The organism is Neorhizobium alkalisoli (genome assembly GCF_002968635.1).
GTDB lineage: Bacteria > Pseudomonadota > Alphaproteobacteria > Rhizobiales > Rhizobiaceae > Neorhizobium > Neorhizobium alkalisoli.
Genome location: NZ_PVBN01000006.1, coordinates 170,636 through 187,313, shown reverse-complemented (window position 1 = coordinate 187,313; position 16,678 = coordinate 170,636). Strand labels below are relative to the sequence as shown.

Below are 16,678 nucleotides of genomic sequence, written 5' to 3'. Positions count from 1 at the left end.
GCCGCCGCCTTCGAATGCAATAGCGTTTTGCGCCTCACCATGGATTTTTGTGAAGAAACCATGACCAGTGTCTTTTTGGGCGCGCCAGCTATCCGCTCCGCAACTGGCGCCAGCTCAGGTAGTCCTGAATGGTTTTTGCGGCGATCGCCTCCATTGTGGAGGCTGGAACCGCGGCCCACGGATCCGAGCCCTTTGCCGCGATGGTCTCCTGTCCCTGCATGCGGTGCAGGCGCGCACCGGAGCCGTCGAGAATGTCCCACACGTAGACGATCGTCACTTTGCCGCTATCGGCGAAAGCGGAGAAATAGCCTTTCAGGATGTGTTCAGTGCTCGCATCACCGGACGGTCGTATCGTCAGCCCGCCGGCGCGCGCCTGGGCGCCCAGCTGGCGCGACAGCGGTGTGACCGCCTGCACCGGTGCGCCGATGATCGGCAGGAAGCGGATCGTTCCGGCGGACTGACCGGATGAGGGGAGCGATGCGCCCTGTTGCGGAAGCGGCTGCCCCGTCGCTGCGGATTGCTGTGTCTGGGGTGGTTGCGCGCCCTGATCCTGCCATTGCGGAGGAGGGCCTGAGGATGCGGGTGAAGCAGCGTTTCCGGATTCCAGCGCGCGTGCCTGCGCTTCCAGTGTATTCTGAGGTCCGGATCGATATGCGCCGCCGGCTCCGCTGTTGATGGTCTCCGGCTGCGAAGATCGAGCCATGCGGTCGGTGTCCCCCTGGGTCACCGGCGTCGATGTCCGCCCATTTGCGCCCCCGACCTCGGCCTGCGGCGTCAATGCTTCCGTCGTGTTGCAGGATGAAAGGGCGAGCGCGACAAGCCAGGCGGAAACCAGTCTTCCGTAAAGCCGCATGCCCGCCCTCCTGCCAAAGATTCCCTAGCCCGAAGCTTATGGTTCCTTCGGAAACTGTCAATCGGCAGATGAGAGACTGGAATCAGCGCAAAATAAGGTCGAGATCGTGGCGCGAAAGCGGCTGCGGATCCGATTCCGTGGTCAGATAGGTATGGCCGAGGGTCATCGCCGCTCCGCTGTCGGAATCCATGATGATCATATGCACGAAAAGCGTCATGCCCGGGAGGATCTCCTGCGGGTTGCCGACGTGGAACATCTGGTGTTCCATCCAGGAGGGGGAGAAGCGGGCACCGAGGGAGTAACCGCAGGCGTTCAGGCGATGGCGCGACAGACCGCGCTCGTCCAGGATGCGCGCATGGGTATCGAAGACGTCGCCGAAAACCTGACCTGGCCGCAGCACCCCTTCAATCGCCTGAATGGTCTCGTGGCAGGCCTTGAAGAGTTCCTGGTGGCGCATCGACGGTTCGCCGATCAGGACCGTGCGCATCATGGCCGCATGGTAATGTGCTGCGGTACCGGCCCATTCGAGCGTCAGCTGGTCGGTGGCATCCAGATTGCGGCGGCCGGCCTTGTAGCGGCAGAGCAGGGCATCGGCGCCGGAGCCGATGATGAATTCGTTGGCCGGATAATCCCCGCCGCCCAGGAAGATGGCGCCTTGCATGGCCGCCAGGATTTCCGCCTCGTCGCCGCCGGCCCTGATCAAGGGCAGCGCGGCATCGAGCGCGTCATCGGCCAGTTCGGCCGCACGCTTAGCGTAGGCTATTTCCGCCGCACTTTTCACCAGGCGCAAGCCGCTCACGAGATAGGATGCGTCGCTGATCTGGCCGAAAGTGGAGAGCTGATTGTCGAGCAGGCGCGCGACCCGCCCGGTCATGCCATGCGTGTCATATTCGACGCCGATCCGAGCGCCGAGGAGATCCATGTCGCTCAACAGGTTCTTGAGATCGAGCGTGGGGTCGGCATTCGTGCGATCGACCCAGACGACGACGTTCTCGATCGTCGAGGTATGACGCGCCTGACGCAGATCGGCCGAGCGCGTGAGCAGTGTCATCGTGCCGTCCGCCTTGACGATCAGCGTCTGGAAAAAGCAGTAACCGAACGTATCGTAGCCGGTCAGCCAGTACATGCTCTCCTGTGCGAAGAGCAGGAGAGCATCGAGCTTCTCGGATTGCATCTTCTCCGTGAGCCGCGTGAGGCGATCGGCATATTCGCTCCTCTCGAAATGCAGGGCCATATCAATTCTCCCGAATAGCGATTGCTGAAATCTGACGGCCGTAATCCGGCTCCTGGGCGTGCGTGGTGCGGCGATAGGAGAAGAATCTCTCGGCATCCGGATAGGTATCCAGTCCGAGATTTTCAGCCCGCACGCCGGCCGCCGCCAGCCGCCTCATCGTCAGCGACGGCAGGTCGAACATCGAATGTCCCGGCTTTGCCGACGGCGTGAAAAAAGTCTCATAGGAAGGGTCGACGGCCAAAAACCGGTCGATGAACTCCGGACCGACTTCATAGCTTCGCGGGCCGATCGACGGCCCCAATACGGCGACAATCTTTTCGCGGGCTGCGCCGAGCGAAAGCATCGCTTCGATCGTGTTTTCGAGAACGCCGCCGAGCGCGCCCTTCCAGCCGGCATGCGCCGCTCCGACCACGCAGTTTTCTGCGTCTGCAAAAAGGATCGGGCCGCAATCGGCGGAAAGAACGCCGAGCACCACGCCCGGAATGCTGGTCACCATGGCGTCGGCCTGAGGGCGCTCACCCGAATAGGTCGCGTCGACAACCAATACGTCCGGCGAATGAACCTGATGAACCGTCGCGAGCTTTTCGACTGGGAGGCCGAACCAGGACGCGACACGGGCGCGATTCTCCATGACGTTCTCGCGATCGTCATCGGAGCCGATGCCCACATTGAGACCGGCATACAATCCTTCCGAAACGCCGCCCTGGCGGGTGAAAAAACCGTGCCGGATGCGGGTGCCGCCTCTTTCGTTGAGCGAAGGGCTTTCAATCGGCGTCGGCAAGGGCCTGTCCTGCATCGGCGTTGTTTATCCAATTGATTTCATGGAGTTTTGCGCAAGCGTTGAAGATTGACCGCTGCTTCGATTTAGGGCGAGAGTGGCGCAAGGGAAGGGCGGATGTCAATCCACCGAGCGGAAGGGCATCAAATTGAGGGCAGGGCTGGAGACGGCAATCACCTTGAAGAGTTCGCCCATCTTGCCGGCACCTTCACCGGCCAGCCGGTCGACAGCGGCGGCGATCAAGCGCTGTTCGGGCGGCTCCTTGTCCTTGGCAAGTGCGGTAGCGCGTTCCGCGAGGCCAAGGCCGAACAGGAAATCGCCCTGGTGCAGGCCGCCGTTGAGATGCAAGCCCATCGAGACCGCAACCTTGGCCAGATCCTCGAAATCCACATGGCTCGTCAGGTCGGCTTCGCCAGGATGAGCAAGTGGCGGGTCGAAGTCATGGTCGCGCACCGCCTGAAGCGTATCGCCGAAGTCGGTGACCATATGACCGTAGTCGATGATCAAGGCCGTTCCGCCAAAGGTTTTGAGCCGGTCGCAGAGGGTCTGCATCACAGCCTGCCTGGCGGGTGCCATTTCGAAGATGGTGCCATCAGGAATCGAGCCGAGCGGCGAGGGCAGCAGACTGGGATCAAGCGTCGCCACACCGGCGGCGAAGGCCAGATCGTCGTCCGCTCCGAGGCCGACGAGACGCTCCCGAAAGCCGGTAGGCGTCTTCACGAACTGGCGGATAGGGATTGCGTCGAAGAGTTCGTTCGCCGCAATCAGCGTAAAACCTTCGGGCACTTCCTCGAAGGCGTCATGCCAGGAGATCTTGGTCGAATAGGCCTCCAGCGTTACCCGCTGAACGCCACGCAGCCGTTCGCTGGTCTCGACCAGGTGCACATGCAGACCTTCGAAGAGTGGCGGTGCGATTCGCCTGATGACCCGCAGCATATCGGTCATCATCGTGCCTCGCCCCGGGCCGATCTCCACCAGCCGGACCGCATCGGGCATGCCGTGACGTTGCCAGGCATGCACCATAAAGATACCGACCATCTCGCCGAAGAGCTGGCTGATCTCGGGCGCGGTAATGAAATCGCCGTGGCGGCCGAAGGGTTCGCGGGTTCGGTAGTAGCCGTAGTCCGGGTCAGCCAGGCAAAGCGCGAAATAATCCGTGACGCTGATCGGGCCATTCGTCCGGATCAGGCTCTTGATCTTGTCGGCGAGAGGAGTGCTCACGTGGCCGCGCCTCCGTTCAGGGCTGCGCCGATGCCGCAGTCGCGGCACGGGCCCGAAGGACGGCCCAGAGACCCACGGCGATCATCGGCAGAGAAAGAACCATGCCCATGGTAAGCCAATTGGTGCCGAGGAGATAGCCGAGCTGTGCGTCCGGTTCGCGGAAGAATTCCACGAAAATACGGCAGAGCGCGTAGCCGATGACAAACGTTCCGGCGATCACGCCGGGTACCTTCAGCGCCTTGAACTGGAAGATCATCAGGGCGAGAACCAGCAGCAAGACTATGCCCTCGAGCCCCGCCTCGTAGAGCTGGCTCGGATGCCGAGCGAAAGGCCCTCCGGTCGGGAAGACGACTGCCCAAGATGCGCTGCTCAAGCGGCCCCAAAGTTCGCCATTGATGAAGTTCGCAATGCGGCCAAAGAACAGGCCGAAAGGAACGACGGCGGCGACCGTATCGAACATGCTCCAGACGGGAATGCCGTTCCTGCGCGCAAAAAGGATCATCGCCAGCGTCGCCCCCAGGAAGCCGCCGTGGAAGGACATGCCGCCGTTCCAGATCTCGAGGGCTCGCAACGGATTGGCCGCAACCATGGGGAAATCGTAAAACAGAATATAGCCGATGCGCCCGCCAAGCACGATGCCGGCGGCGACCCAGACGAGGAAATCGTCGAGATGGGTGGCATTGATCGGGGGCTGGCCGTTTCTCCAGAGGGAAGGGTTTGCGGCAAGCCGGCGGGCATAAAGCCAACCGAGCAGAATCCCCGCAACATAGGCAAGCCCATACCAGTGAACGGCCAGCGGACCGATGGAGAATGCCACCGGATCAATGTTCGGGAACGGCATAAGGGCGAAAAGATGAAGGCCGTTGTGCAATCTACATAGTTCCCCGCTAACCGTATTGCCGCGGAACATGGCGTTGCGGCCATCGGCGGTCAAGGCGAATCTAAGTAACGGCTCATGCTAACAGTGGATGATGCTTGCAAGCCGGCCTTCCAGGCCCTACTTCAGATCAAGGACATTGCCGGCAGATGCGCCGGCCGAAGACATACGGGAGTAAGACCATGGCAACCGGAACGAACCGCATCCTCGACGACTTTGCGCGACTGATGACGGATGCTGCCGGCGCCGCACAGGGCGTACGCAAAGAGGTTGAAACCGCATTTCACGCGCAGGCCGAGCGGTTTTTGAACAATATGGACGTGGTCAAGCGCGAGGAATTCGAAGCCGTCCGCGAAATGGCCGCGAGAGCTCGCGACGAGAACGAAGCGCTGAAGGCCCGCATCGACGCGCTGGAAGCCAAGCTCGCCGGACAGTAACTTTCCGGCGTGCCTGCGGCTCCCAGCAACTTGACATCAACCTGTCAAAAATAACGCTGAAGGATGACCTCGCGACTTTGATCAAGCCGCGAGCTCACACTTTTCTACTGTCCCCAGGTCATTTCGCCCTTGGCGACCTTCGCGCCGAGCTCCAGCGAGATCGGCATGGCGTCGTTGGGATAGAGCTTCTTTATCGCCTCGATCAAAGCTTTGGAGTCTGCGGCCTTGGCGGCCTCGGCTTCGAAGGCGACCAGATAGTCGCGGGTGTAGGTCACGCTCGAAGCGTCGGTCGGCCAGGCAGCGGTGGTGTGACCCGGCACGACGATCTTGGGCTTGCGAGCAAGGATACCGTCAAGCGCGGCACGCCAGGCCGCGCGTTCCTCGACAGTCGGAAGATCGGCTATCCAAGGATACATGCCGCCGAATACCGTCACGCCGCCGAACACGGCGCTGAGCGACGGGACCCAGATGTAGCGGCCGCGATCCTTAACGCCAGGCGCGGTGATGATCTCAAGCTTCTCGCCGTCAACGGTGAGTTCAGTGATGTCGCTGACCTCTGGAAAGACGAGTTCCGAGACCGATTTCGGGCCGTTGTCACCAAGGACTGGCGACCAGGTCTTGATCTTGCCCTCGGCCTTCTTGCGCATCAGTGCGACGGTGTCGGCCGCCGCGAGGATGCGAGCATCCGGAAAAGCCTGATGGACGGGCGCGAGACCGAAGTAGTAGTCGGGATCGTTGGTGGTGATGTAGATCGTGGTCAGGTGCTTGCCGCTGGCCTTGATGGCATCGGCGACGACCTTGCCGTCGGCAAAGCTGAAACTGGAGTCGATGAGTACCGCCTCCGTCTTGCCGGTCACAAGAACCGGAGCGCGCAGGAAGCCCGCCTCAGTGGTCTTGAATGCCGTCCACGACAGGGCAGGCTGCTCCTGTGCGACGGCGGATGTGGCTAGTGGGATTATAACCGCGGCGGCTGCGGCGATCGTCTTCAGGGTCGTGCGTCTGTTGATCATCGTAATTTTCCTGAGGTTTGTCGGGTGAGACCGTCCCTGCCTCCAAGGCAGAGGAGTGTGGCCGCGGCCGACACCGGGAATGATGTCGACCACGCTGGAGTGAGGGATTCAGTTTTGGAAGATTGAATTAGTAGCCGACGGTAAACCGCTTCCTGACATGCGCCGGAGCTTCGATTTCGTCGACAAGCGCGACGGCGAAGTCCTCGAAGGAAATGCTGCTGCCGTTCTCACTCGTCAGGAGCTGGTCCTTGCCGAGGCGGAAGCTGCCGGTCCGCTCGCCGGGAACGAATGCGGCCGAAGGCGACAGGAAGGTCCAGTCGAGGTCGTTTTCAGCTTTGAGCTTGGTGAGGTAGTCGACGCCGCCCTGCGCTTCTGACTTGTAGATCGCCGGGAATTCGGGGGTGTCGACAAGGAGGACGCCTGGAGCGACTTCGAGACTACCCGCCCCGCCCACCACGTAGTAGCGGCGAACGCCGGATGCTTTGACTGCGCCGATCAACGTGTTCGGATCGAAGGCAGCGAAATGCACTGAGCTGATAACTGCGTCATGGCCTTCCAGAACTTCAGCGAGAGCTTCAGGTGCCTTGATGTCACCGGAAACCGCAGTGACGTTCGGCAGAGATGCGACTTTGGAGGGATCTCGGGCAATCGCGGTGACCGCATGGCCACGAGCGGACAATTCGGACAGGATGCGAGAGCCGGCCTGACCGGAAGCTCCGATAAGAGCGATTTTCATGATATTACTCCTAGTTGACTGAGGGTTTATTCGGTTGCGGAAAGTTCGTTGAGAGCCGCGATCAGACCCGCCGGACCATGATAGAGTGTCTCGCCGCCAAGGACATGAGGCTCGCCGTTGACGACGGCGATGAGCTGCGGGACTCCTCGAATGTCGAGGGTATTCATCTGACGCTGTGTATCCTCCATCCGCTCCAGCGCGCGATCGCGCAGTTCGGTGTCGCTCCGGAGCCTTTCGGCGAGCGTCTCAGCGGCGAGTTCGATGCCGCGTTCGGCAGCTACGCGAGCCGCGACCTCGGCCACCTCGTCGATTGTGGACGTATCGCGCCCTTCGACATAGCGAGCGATTTGGACGGCATGCAGGAAACGGGGTTCAAGCGTTGAATCCCGTTTGCCAAGAGCGGTCAGCGCAAGTGTTGCAGGTCCGGAGTCAAAGATACCGCTCGGAGCCAGCAGAACGTTCCGGTGATACTTCTCTGAAAATTGCTGTCCCGTAATGCTCTGGATGCGCTGGTCGTTGCGCCAGGCGTGGTCGGCGATCGACGAGATCGGCCGCCCTCCGACGAACAAGCCGGACGGGCGCATCTTGAGCTTTTCTCCGAACGTGTCGGCAAGGCCGGCGAGTGCCGGCGCGCTTGCGTAGCACCAGCCGCAGAGGGGGTCGAAAAAATAGTGAAGTTCGATGTCGGTGGTCACTGCGGTCTCCTTTTGTTGAGGAGAATTTAATGTTGCGCAGATCACAGATAAATAGCACTGTTGTCCACAAAATGTTGCATGGATCGAGCGAATAGATGGACCGGATAACCGCCGCAAACGTTCTACTGAAAACCGTTGAGCGCGGCAGCGCCTCGGGCGCAGCCGAAGAACTGGGCATGTCCCGAGCGATGGCATCGCGCTACATCGCGGCCATGGAAGACTGGTCAGGAACACGGCTTCTCCACCGCACCACGCGGCAGCTCAGCCTGACGTCTGCGGGCGAACGCGTGATCGAACTCTGCCGGGAGATGGTCCGTGTCGCCGATGCCGTGACTGACGTGGCGGGCCAAGCCGATACGCCGCACGGCCTCCTCAGAGTGACCGCCCCGAGCATTCTGGCAGAGACGCAGTTGGTCCCGTTGCTCTCGGAGTTCGCGGATCATTATTCTCGCGTCAAGATCGATCTGCAGATTTCGGACAGGCCGGTCGATCTCGTGCAGGACCGTATTGATGTGGCGATCCGGATCGCCAACCGCCTCGATCCCTCCCTGATTGCCAAACGCCTGGGACAGTGCCCGTCGCGGCTCTACGCGTCGCACCAGTATCTGGACAAGCAAGGGACACCGAACGCGCCAGAGGATCTGAAGGACCACAGGTGTCTCACCTACACGAATCTCGGCGGCGCGGAATGGATCTTAAAAAAGGACGAGACGCAGGTGGTGGTTCCCGTAGCGGGAGGATTCCAGACGAACGACGCTCTCGCTCTGAGGCGTGCCACACTGTCCGCCCTCGGCATCGCGATGCTGCCGTGCTTTGCCGCCGATCAGGAGGTTCATGCGGGCAAGCTGGTGGTAGTCTTGCCGGAGTGGGAGCCGACCACGCTCGGCATCCATGCTCTCTATGTTTCCCGCAGGCATCTTCCCATGGCCGCGCGGGTGCTCATCGACTTCCTGGCTGCACGGCTACGGTAGACGTAGGAAACGCTGATTGTTTGATACCTTCGTCTGCCTCATTCCCTTCCAACCGTGCCCGACGAACCGTCGGTGCGGCTATGGTGTTTTCCTCCTCAAAAGCGCCCCGTTTCCTGGATCATCTTGGGACGGGCGATATCGTGATCGGCGCGGCGTATCGATCGTAATGCGCGTGCCGGTGCGTATCGCTCCAAAAAAATGATACCCTGTGGACACTGCCAAAAAAGCCTGTGTCCAGAGTCGGTTATGACTCCCTTCTGATTTCCGACACGAAGATGTTTCCACGGTTGATTGATCAAAATGGAGGGAGAGGGGCTGGCAGCCGGACTCCGTGTAGGTACACTGATTTTAAAGGATGATTCGAAACGGCTTGGTAAGCTCCAGACAGGGTGACTGCGTTATTCTGGTAGCGTCGGGCGATCGTCCAAAGTGTTGTTCCCGGTCATTGTTCGCGTGTTTGGCGTATCTCGCACCAATTCGCATTCATTCCGGTCAAGAAGGTGCCGCATGAGCCTTATGGAAATGGAAATCGAACGCCAGTCGAACCCGGTCGACATGATCGAGTTCGTTGCAGCTTCGAACGATTGGACGTTCGAACGGTCCGGCGAGGACGAAATCGCCATGACCGTGGAAGGCCGCTGGACTGACTACCATGTTTCCTTCTCCTGGATGGAGGAATTCGAGGCGCTGCATCTGGCCTGCGCTTTCGATATCAAGATCCCGGACATGCGGGTCAACGAGGTGATCCGCCTGCTCTCTCATATCAACGGGCAGGTGCTGATGGGGCATTTCGACCTGTGGCGCCAGGAAGATGTGATCATCTTCCGCCAGTCCTTGCTGCTTGCCGGCGGCGCGGAGCCCAACAACCAGCAGGTCGAAGTGCTGCTTTCCAGCGCGCTCGAAGCCTGCGAGGCCTATTATCAGGCATTCCAGTTCGTCGTCTGGTCGGGCATGGAAGCGAAGGCGGCCATGGATGCGGTTCTGTTCGAAACGGTAGGCGAAGCCTGATGGCCTTGGCGCAGCTGGCTTCCATCGTTCTCATCGGTGCCGGCAATATGGGCGGCGCGATGCTTTCCGGCTGGCTGAAGAATGGCGTGCCCGGAGCTTCCGTCACCGTTATCGACCCGTCGCCGTCGGAAGCGATGAAGGCGGTGATTGCCGACGCCGGCGCCCGTCATCTTGCTTCGCCCCCAAGCGGGCTTGCGCCCGATATCCTGTTTCTCGCGGTCAAGCCGCAGTTGATGGATGTGGTGCTTCCGCCGCTGAAGCCGATGGTCGGCGCAGGCACCGTCGTCGTATCTGTCGCGGCCGGCAAGACGCTTTCCTATCTGCAAGGCTATCTCGGCGACGCCGCCATGGTGCGCGCAATGCCGAATACGCCCGCCATGATCGGCAGGGGCGTAACGGGCGCCTATGCCAATCCCAAGGTCGCCGAGGCGCAGCGGGAGGCAGTCCAGGCACTCCTCAAGGTCAGCGGTCCGGTGGAGTGGGTGGCGAGCGAATCCGACATCGACGCGGTCACCGCCGTTTCCGGCAGCGGGCCGGCCTATGTGTTTTATCTCGTCGAGTGCATGGCGGAGGCGGGCCGGAAAGCCGGCCTGCCGGCGGACCTCGCCATGCGGCTTGCACGGGAAACTGTCTCGGGGGCTGGTGAGCTCCTCCACCAGTCCCCCGATGACGCCTCGAAGCTTCGTCAGAACGTCACCTCTCCAGGCGGGACGACTGCGGCTGCGCTGTCCGTGCTGATGGCGGAGGACGGCATGCAGCCGCTGTTCGACAAGGCGATCGCTGCCGCACGCAAGCGGGCCGAAGAGCTCGGAAGCTGAGCGACGCGATGGCCGAACAGATCACCTATGGCGATTTCGAGAAGGTCGATATTCGCGTCGGCACCATTGTCGAGGTTGAGCCGTTCCCGGAGGCCCGGAAACCGGCATTCAAGCTGAAGATCGACTTCGGTCCCGAAATCGGCGTCAAGAAATCCTCGGCGCAGATTACCGTGCACTATACGCCGGAGGTGCTGGTCGGCCGGCAGGTGCTGGGGGTCGTCAATTTCCCGCCGAGGCAGATCGGCCCGTTCCGCTCCGAAGTTCTCACCCTTGGTTTCGAGGACGAGAACGGCGCGATCGTGCTGGCCGCCGTGGAGCAGCCGGTGCCGAACGGCAGGAGGCTGATGTAGGCTTCCCGGTATCAGTGGATATCGCGGCTCTTGACCTCGGTCAGGCTGAAGGAGCGGAATTCCACCTCGAATCCTTCGCGCTGCGGCGAACAGAACATCATGCCGACTGAGAGATCGGTGAGATCGGGCGGGAAATAGGCGAGCCGCGCCATGCGCCAGTCCGGCTGGGTATCGGGGCGATACTGAATGAAGAGCGCGTCGCCCATTCGGGTCACCCTTACAAACATCTCGCTAAAATCGTCGGTCAGGCGGAACGCCGACCAGTCCGAGTGACCATTGGTGACGACCACGCTGAAATGGCGCGCGCCGTCGGTGAATTCGATGCCGCATTTCATCCAGTGCGTTTCGTCGTGACGGATCATCAGTCCCGCCTGATCGTAAAGCGCGTCGTAATGGCCCACGAAGGACGTTTCGGCGGTGAAATCGCCGGACCGGCGCCGATGGAGAAAATGGCCGCTGTCTCGGTGGAAACCGTAATAGGTGCCCTGCCAGAAGTCGGTGTCCTTGCCGGAGCGGACGCTCAATCGGTCGTCGTCCACGCGGCTTTCGGCCGGCGGGTTCAACCATTGCATATCCGAGAGATCGAACGACATCTTTTCTCGCTTCAAGCAGGCACCCGGACGACGGCCCGCAGGCCGCCCTTGGGGCTGTCGGAAAGTGTCACGTTTCCGCCGTGGGCACGGGCGACGTCGCGGGCGATTGCAAGCCCCAGGCCGGTACCGGATGCATTCAGGTTGCGGGCCTCGTCAAGCCGGTAGAACGGCTTGAACACATCCTCGCGGGCTTCGACAGGGATGCCCGGGCCGTCGTCGTCGAGCGTCAGCGTCAGCCATTTTGCGCTGTGCCGGGCATCTATATGCAGCGTGTCAGCATAACGCTCCGCATTCGAAACGAGATTGCCGAGAAGTCGGGTAAAGGCGTTCGGGCGGACGGCGATCTCGTCTTCGCCATCGATCTCGTAGGTCATGGTCTTCCCGCGGAGCGAAAAATCGCAGCGCAGCTTTTCGAGAAGCTCACTCAACCGCAGTTCGCCGAAATCCTCTTCCGCCTCACCCTTGGCAAAGGCGAGATAACCTTCCAGCATCGATTGCATGTCGTCGACATCCTGGCTCATGCCGGCAAGTTCCGGCTTGTCGCCGGCGAGCGCCAGCTGGAGTTTGAAGCGCGTCAGTATGGTTCTGAGGTCATGGCTGATGCCGGCGAGCATCGCGGTGCGCTGCTCCATCTGTCGCTCGATGCGTTCGCGCATCTGGATGAAGGCAAGGCCCGCGCGGCGAATTTCATCGGCGCCGCGCGGCGAAAAGCCTTCGGTCTTCTGTCCCTTGCCGAAGCTTTCGGCCGCCTGTGCAAGCGCCAGGATCGGCCGGATCTGGCCACGCAGGAAGAGGATGGAAATAACCGCCAGCACGAAAGCCGTGCCCACCATCCAGACAAGGAAGATATGGGTGTTCGACGCATAGGTCGAGCCGCGGCGGGTGAATACCCTCAACACCCTGTCGTCGAACTTGATGCGGATCTCGACGAGCCGGCTGTCTCCGACCGTGTCGATCCAGAACGGCATCTGGATCTGCCGGGTGATCTGTTCGGCCAGAATGTCGTCGAGGATGGAGAAGAAGGGTCGCGGGCGGGGCGGCGGCAACTGACCGTTTTCCTCGACGGCGACGGTGAGGTTCAGCGCGTCATCGGCAATGCGGGTGATCGCATCGTAGTTCGCATCCTGCGGATAGCTCTTGATGACTTCGATGATGCCGGCAATGTCGCGGACCGTGCCTTCGGAAAGACGCTCGGTGACCATGCGCCAGTGCCTCTCCATGAAGACGGCCGCGACGACACTCTGCAAAAGCAGCATGGGCAGGATGACGATCAGCAGCGAACGGGTATAGAGACCGGTCGGCAGGCGGCGGCGCAGCCAGCGGGTGAACGGGCGCCAGCCGGGGACGATAAACCGGTCCATGTCGCGTTTCAGGGTGTCAAAAAAAGCCATCCGCCTTCCGCTGTGCCCGCTTTCTCAGCTAATCGATACTCAGTCGGTATCCGATGCCGCGCACCGTCTGAAGATAGACGGGGTTGGCCGGATCTTCCTCGATCTTACGCCGCAAACGGTTTATCTGCACGTCGATCGTGCGCTCGCCGACCTCTGCATCGTCGCCGATCAGTTCGTGGCGGGGAATGGTGTCGCCGGCCCGCAGCGCAAAAAGCAGCATGATTTCCTGTTCCCTATCTGTCAGCCGGATGGTTTCTGCCGCCTTGCGCAATTCCTTGCGCGGGATAGAGAATGTAAACGGCCCGAACATGATCTGCTCGATCTTCGGCGTATCGGGCGACGAGCTGCGACGCAGGATATTGTTGATGCGCAGCACTAGTTCACGCGGATCGAAGGGCTTGGAGAGATAATCGTCGGCGCCGGCCTCGAGACCTTCAATGCGCGACTGGGCTTCGGCGCGCGCCGTCAGGAGGATCACCGGAATCGTCTTCTTCTGATAAAGCGATTGGGTGAGCGAAAGGCCGGATTCGCCGGGCATCATGACATCGAGGATGATCAGGTCGAAATGCAGGCCTTCCAGCTTTCGGCGTGCTTCTGCGGCATCGCCTGCAACCGTGATCCGGAAACCCTGTTCCATCAGATAGCGATTCAGAAGATCGCGGATGCGGGTATCGTCGTCGACCACGAGGAGGTGGGGGGCATCGTCAGACAGGGGCGTTTTCGTCATTTGCTCAATCCAGGTCACTATCGATCGGCTCGAGATTCTCATCGCGTCCGCGCATGCGGCGCAGGAACTGCTTTATCGCAGTCCGCATCTCAGGCGTCAGGTCCTCCATGGCGTGAGCGATACGGCGTGATTGCGGCTCGGAAAGGGCAAGTGCCAGCTCCCGGCCCGCCAGCGTCGGGTAGAGCCTGCGCTCGCGACGATCCTTGGCGCCCGCCATCTGGCGAATATAGCCAAGTTCGATCAGCTGCTTCAACACGCGTGCAAGACTCTGCTTGGTAATTTGCAGCGTATCCAGAAGATCCGCCACCATCATGCCCGGCTGACGGCTGACGAAATAGACGACCCGGTGATGGGCCCGGCCCATGCCGATCTTGGCGAGGATTGCATCGGGGTCGGAGACGAAGTCGCGGTAGGCGAAGAAGAGCAACTCAATCGTCTCGAAGTCGATCTGTGCTTCATCGACCGCCGGCATCGGCGGCATGGCCTTCTGGACGGCTCTTCCCGTCGATGTGCGCGCCACTCGCGTTCCCTTTCCTGACGGCTCCTTGCCATAGGCTGAAGCTCTTTTTGCTGACTATCGATTGTAACCTGCCGTTCGTCATAAAGCGCGAACGGTTTGAACAATCAACAGCATTTGTTGGAAGAGGGGATGGCACTATCCGCAACAGGTGAAAGGGGCGCCGATCCAAGGCGCCCCTTCAAGATGACGATCATTCGTAGATGTGCACGATGCGCCGGGTACCGGGATCGACGAGAACGCGCCGATCGTTCACGACCACGTAGTTGTAGTCATAATCGGGCACTTCGCTCACCACGACATCAGCAGGGAGCGTGGCACCGACGACCACCTCGTTGCGCACCTGGATCGATTGCGCCGGATGCTCCTCGATGTAGCTGATGACCGTATCCGGTGGCTCGACCACCTCCACGGCGCCGACCGGACCGAGCAGCATGTCGCCGGGAGCGGGGTCTGCGGGGATACTCGCCGTCGTTTCATAGGTGACGGCGGGCACTTCGTATTGGGTGCGGTATTCCTGAACGACCACGGGAGCGCCGTTGTGGCGGATCGTCAGATATTCCGCGAAGACCCAGCCGCGCATGCCGTTCACTTCGATCCTGCACCATTTGCTGCCCTCGATGCAGCCGTCCATCATGGCCGGGCTGCCGCGGGTGGCGACGCCGAGTTCAGGATACTCCTGGCCGGGGCCGGCGCGGACGGTGATGTCCGAGGCGGTCGTGGTCGTCATCTGGGCGGCGGCAGGCAGCGCCAGCGCCGATATCACGGCACCCAGGCCCAGGCATTTCAACCAAGTCGTCATGGTTTTTCTCCTCATGTTGACTGGCGGGGAAACCCTTTCGCCTCTCGGTGGTTCCGTTCAGTTGGGGTAGATTCTTCAAGCTGTGGCGTGCCCGCAACAACGGAAAGGTGGAGCGGAACTTTTGTCAGCGCCGGCCATTGATGTGGCCAAACAGACTGGAGAATAACCATGATCGCCCAAACATTTTCCGCCCTTCCTCCGATCAGGACGGACGCTGTCGCAGCTGAAAACCCGCTGAAGGGGGTCCTCGTCACCGTATTCACGCTGAAGATCATCGTAACGGTCTTCCTGCTGGCGACCGTATCGCTCGCTCCCCCCGTCGTGGCCGATGAGACCTACAAAACGCTCGCCTTCGCGGATTGATTTTTCGGCTGAAATGCGCCTCGTTTCTCGTTATACCGCGGCTGACCTTTCATCTGAGCCGAGGCATCATGGGCAAGTTACAGGCCGGTATCATCCCGGTTACTCCATTCCAGCAGAATTGCACGGTCCTTTTCGACGACGAGACCAAGGAAGGTGTCGTCATCGATCCCGGCGGCGACGTGCCTGAGATCCTCGAGGTCATCAAGGAGAACGGCATAACGCTGAAGGAGGTATGGCTGACGCACGGGCATATCGACCATGCCGGCGGCGCAGATGAGTTGCGTGCGGCGCTGGGCATCCAGGTGATCGGGCCTCACGAGGCCGATCTTCCGCTATTGCAACGGCTGGAGACCCAGGCGGAGAAGTTCGGAGTGAAGATGGCCGTGCGCAACCTGACGCCGGACCGCTGGCTCAACGAGGGAGATACGGTCTCCTTCGGCGATCACGTTTTCGAAGTCTTTCATTGCCCCGGGCACGCACCGGGTCATGTCATCTATTACAATCGCAATCAGAACTTCGCCCATCTCGGCGATGTACTGTTCAGCGGATCAATCGGCCGGACCGACTTACCCGGCGGCGATCACGAGACGCTTCTGGCATCGATCCGCGACAAGGTTCTGCCGCTTGGGGATGAAGTCGGCTTCATCTGCGGCCATGGGCCGGGAAGCCGGATCGGCGACGAACGGAGATCCAATCCCTTCCTTCGCGGACTCTGACAGAGGCCGCGGAACCGCCCAACAAAGAAAACCCGGCATAGCTGCCGGGCCTCAACTCGAATAGAAGCCTCTAGGGCTTAACCAGCGATCTGCAGGTTGACGGCCTTGGGGCCCTTGCCGCGACGATCCGGTTCCGTGTCGAAGCTTACCTTCTGATTTTCTGAGAGACCGGACAGGCCGGAAGCCTGTACGGCAGAGATATGGACGAAGATATCGGCGCCACCACTATCAGGTTTGATAAAGCCGAAGCCTTTGTCGGTATTGAAGAATTTTACAGTGCCAGTCTCGGCCATGCAGCAGGTCCTTTTCTTTCTGTCCGTGTTCAGCGGCGGACAGCATCATGGTATTGCCCCGAAGGGCGGCGGCAGGCAGCTTTAAGAAAGGGTCCCTGTCTTTACCGCGGCGACCGGCAGGAATAGCTTTGAAAATCTCTGCCCCCAGCCCCCGCCCGAAGTCTTGGCGCCTTCGGAGCGCGTCATTATAGGTCTTCCCATGCTCGTAAATTGCCCGAACTTGGACAGAGTGCTGTGTTTATAAAAAATTGGCAAGAAAAAGTTTTTCGAAACCTGAGGGCGCGCTGA

Annotated in this window: 21 protein-coding genes; 7 read left to right on the top strand and 14 right to left on the bottom strand. The window is 60.7% G+C overall.

Translation table 11 applies throughout. The annotated features are described in order from the left end of the window. Positions 1 to 88: 88 nt before the first annotated feature. The 5 genes from C5L13_RS15175 to lgt form a co-directional block, all read right to left on the bottom strand. Positions 89 to 853 carry a hypothetical protein gene (locus C5L13_RS15175; protein ID WP_105384120.1) on the bottom strand — a complete coding sequence of 255 codons (765 nt, stop codon included), beginning with the start codon at positions 851 to 853 and terminating at the stop codon, positions 89 to 91. Between the two features lie 82 nt (positions 854 to 935). Next, the gene (locus C5L13_RS15170; protein ID WP_105384119.1) at positions 936 to 2,087 is read right to left on the bottom strand and encodes a M24 family metallopeptidase; all 1,152 of its coding nucleotides are present in this window, start codon (positions 2,085 to 2,087) and stop codon (positions 936 to 938) included. Between the two features lies 1 nt (position 2,088). Next, positions 2,089 to 2,883 carry a peptidoglycan editing factor PgeF gene (gene pgeF / locus C5L13_RS15165; RefSeq protein ID WP_105384118.1) on the bottom strand — a complete coding sequence of 265 codons (795 nt, stop codon included), beginning with the start codon at positions 2,881 to 2,883 and terminating at the stop codon, positions 2,089 to 2,091. Between the two features lie 102 nt (positions 2,884 to 2,985). Further along, complete coding sequence (locus tag C5L13_RS15160) at positions 2,986 to 4,086, bottom strand: class I SAM-dependent methyltransferase (RefSeq protein WP_105384117.1); 1,101 nt, start codon at positions 4,084 to 4,086, stop codon at positions 2,986 to 2,988. A 16-nt stretch (positions 4,087 to 4,102) separates the two neighbouring features. Continuing rightward, a complete protein-coding gene (lgt, locus tag C5L13_RS15155) occupies positions 4,103 to 4,927 on the bottom strand; it encodes a prolipoprotein diacylglyceryl transferase (RefSeq protein ID WP_105384321.1) in 825 nt (274 codons plus the stop codon). A gap of 218 nt (positions 4,928 to 5,145) precedes the next feature. On the opposite strand from lgt, the gene C5L13_RS15150 reads away from it, so the two are divergent. Further along, positions 5,146 to 5,400, top strand: a complete 255-nt coding sequence (locus tag C5L13_RS15150; protein WP_105384116.1) for an accessory factor UbiK family protein — start codon at positions 5,146 to 5,148, stop codon at positions 5,398 to 5,400. Positions 5,401 to 5,504: 104 nt separating this feature from the next. Here the strand turns inward: C5L13_RS15150 and C5L13_RS15145 are convergent, their stop codons facing one another. The 3 genes from C5L13_RS15145 to C5L13_RS15135 form a co-directional block, all read right to left on the bottom strand. Next, positions 5,505 to 6,410 carry an MBL fold metallo-hydrolase gene (locus tag C5L13_RS15145; protein WP_105384115.1) on the bottom strand — a complete coding sequence of 302 codons (906 nt, stop codon included), beginning with the start codon at positions 6,408 to 6,410 and terminating at the stop codon, positions 5,505 to 5,507. A gap of 127 nt (positions 6,411 to 6,537) precedes the next feature. Further along, positions 6,538 to 7,146 carry an NAD(P)-dependent oxidoreductase gene (locus C5L13_RS15140; RefSeq protein WP_105384114.1) on the bottom strand — a complete coding sequence of 203 codons (609 nt, stop codon included), beginning with the start codon at positions 7,144 to 7,146 and terminating at the stop codon, positions 6,538 to 6,540. Positions 7,147 to 7,172: 26 nt separating this feature from the next. Next, positions 7,173 to 7,841, bottom strand: a complete 669-nt coding sequence (locus C5L13_RS15135; protein WP_105384113.1) for a DsbA family protein — start codon at positions 7,839 to 7,841, stop codon at positions 7,173 to 7,175. A 95-nt stretch (positions 7,842 to 7,936) separates the two neighbouring features. On the opposite strand from C5L13_RS15135, the gene C5L13_RS15130 reads away from it, so the two are divergent. The 4 genes from C5L13_RS15130 (at position 7,937) to C5L13_RS15115 (ending at position 10,988) form a co-directional block, all read left to right on the top strand. Next, complete coding sequence (locus C5L13_RS15130; RefSeq protein ID WP_105384112.1) at positions 7,937 to 8,812, top strand: LysR family transcriptional regulator; 876 nt, start codon at positions 7,937 to 7,939, stop codon at positions 8,810 to 8,812. Between the two features lie 507 nt (positions 8,813 to 9,319). After that, positions 9,320 to 9,820 carry a type III secretion system chaperone family protein gene (locus C5L13_RS15125; protein WP_105370267.1) on the top strand — a complete coding sequence of 167 codons (501 nt, stop codon included), beginning with the start codon at positions 9,320 to 9,322 and terminating at the stop codon, positions 9,818 to 9,820. Continuing rightward, positions 9,820 to 10,638 (top strand): pyrroline-5-carboxylate reductase, encoded by an 819-nt coding sequence (proC, locus tag C5L13_RS15120; protein ID WP_105384111.1) that lies wholly within the window; start codon positions 9,820 to 9,822, stop codon positions 10,636 to 10,638. Before C5L13_RS15125 ends, proC begins: the two co-directional genes overlap by 1 nt. Before the next feature lie 8 nt (positions 10,639 to 10,646). Further along, entirely contained in the window at positions 10,647 to 10,988 is a 342-nt protein-coding gene (locus tag C5L13_RS15115) for a tRNA-binding protein (RefSeq protein ID WP_105384110.1), read from the top strand. 11 nt (positions 10,989 to 10,999) lie between these two features. Here C5L13_RS15115 and C5L13_RS15110 read toward each other — a convergent pair whose 3' ends face one another. The 5 genes from C5L13_RS15110 to C5L13_RS15090 all read right to left on the bottom strand — a co-directional run bounded on the left by C5L13_RS15110 (position 11,000) and on the right by C5L13_RS15090 (position 15,018). After that, entirely contained in the window at positions 11,000 to 11,581 is a 582-nt protein-coding gene (locus tag C5L13_RS15110) for a DUF1349 domain-containing protein (protein WP_105384109.1), read from the bottom strand. An 11-nt stretch (positions 11,582 to 11,592) separates the two neighbouring features. After that, positions 11,593 to 12,972 carry an ATP-binding protein gene (locus C5L13_RS15105; RefSeq protein ID WP_105384108.1) on the bottom strand — a complete coding sequence of 460 codons (1,380 nt, stop codon included), beginning with the start codon at positions 12,970 to 12,972 and terminating at the stop codon, positions 11,593 to 11,595. A 28-nt stretch (positions 12,973 to 13,000) separates the two neighbouring features. Beyond that, on the bottom strand, positions 13,001 to 13,699 hold the full coding sequence (locus tag C5L13_RS15100; RefSeq protein WP_105384107.1) for a response regulator: 699 nt from the start codon (positions 13,697 to 13,699) through the stop codon (positions 13,001 to 13,003). 4 nt (positions 13,700 to 13,703) lie between these two features. Beyond that, the gene (locus C5L13_RS15095; protein ID WP_407070430.1) at positions 13,704 to 14,219 is read right to left on the bottom strand and encodes a MarR family winged helix-turn-helix transcriptional regulator; all 516 of its coding nucleotides are present in this window, start codon (positions 14,217 to 14,219) and stop codon (positions 13,704 to 13,706) included. A gap of 190 nt (positions 14,220 to 14,409) precedes the next feature. Then, the gene (locus C5L13_RS15090; RefSeq protein ID WP_105384105.1) at positions 14,410 to 15,018 is read right to left on the bottom strand and encodes a DUF1236 domain-containing protein; all 609 of its coding nucleotides are present in this window, start codon (positions 15,016 to 15,018) and stop codon (positions 14,410 to 14,412) included. Between the two features lie 168 nt (positions 15,019 to 15,186). Here C5L13_RS15090 and C5L13_RS15085 point away from each other — a divergent pair, with 168 nt between their 5' ends. Further along, positions 15,187 to 15,381, top strand: a complete 195-nt coding sequence (locus tag C5L13_RS15085) for a hypothetical protein (protein ID WP_105384104.1) — start codon at positions 15,187 to 15,189, stop codon at positions 15,379 to 15,381. Between the two features lie 68 nt (positions 15,382 to 15,449). Continuing rightward, the gene (locus C5L13_RS15080; RefSeq protein ID WP_105384320.1) at positions 15,450 to 16,097 is read left to right on the top strand and encodes an MBL fold metallo-hydrolase; all 648 of its coding nucleotides are present in this window, start codon (positions 15,450 to 15,452) and stop codon (positions 16,095 to 16,097) included. Positions 16,098 to 16,174: 77 nt separating this feature from the next. Here C5L13_RS15080 and C5L13_RS15075 read toward each other — a convergent pair whose 3' ends face one another. Next, entirely contained in the window at positions 16,175 to 16,390 is a 216-nt protein-coding gene (locus tag C5L13_RS15075; protein ID WP_085424902.1) for a cold-shock protein, read from the bottom strand. Positions 16,391 to 16,678: the final 288 nt, after the last annotated feature.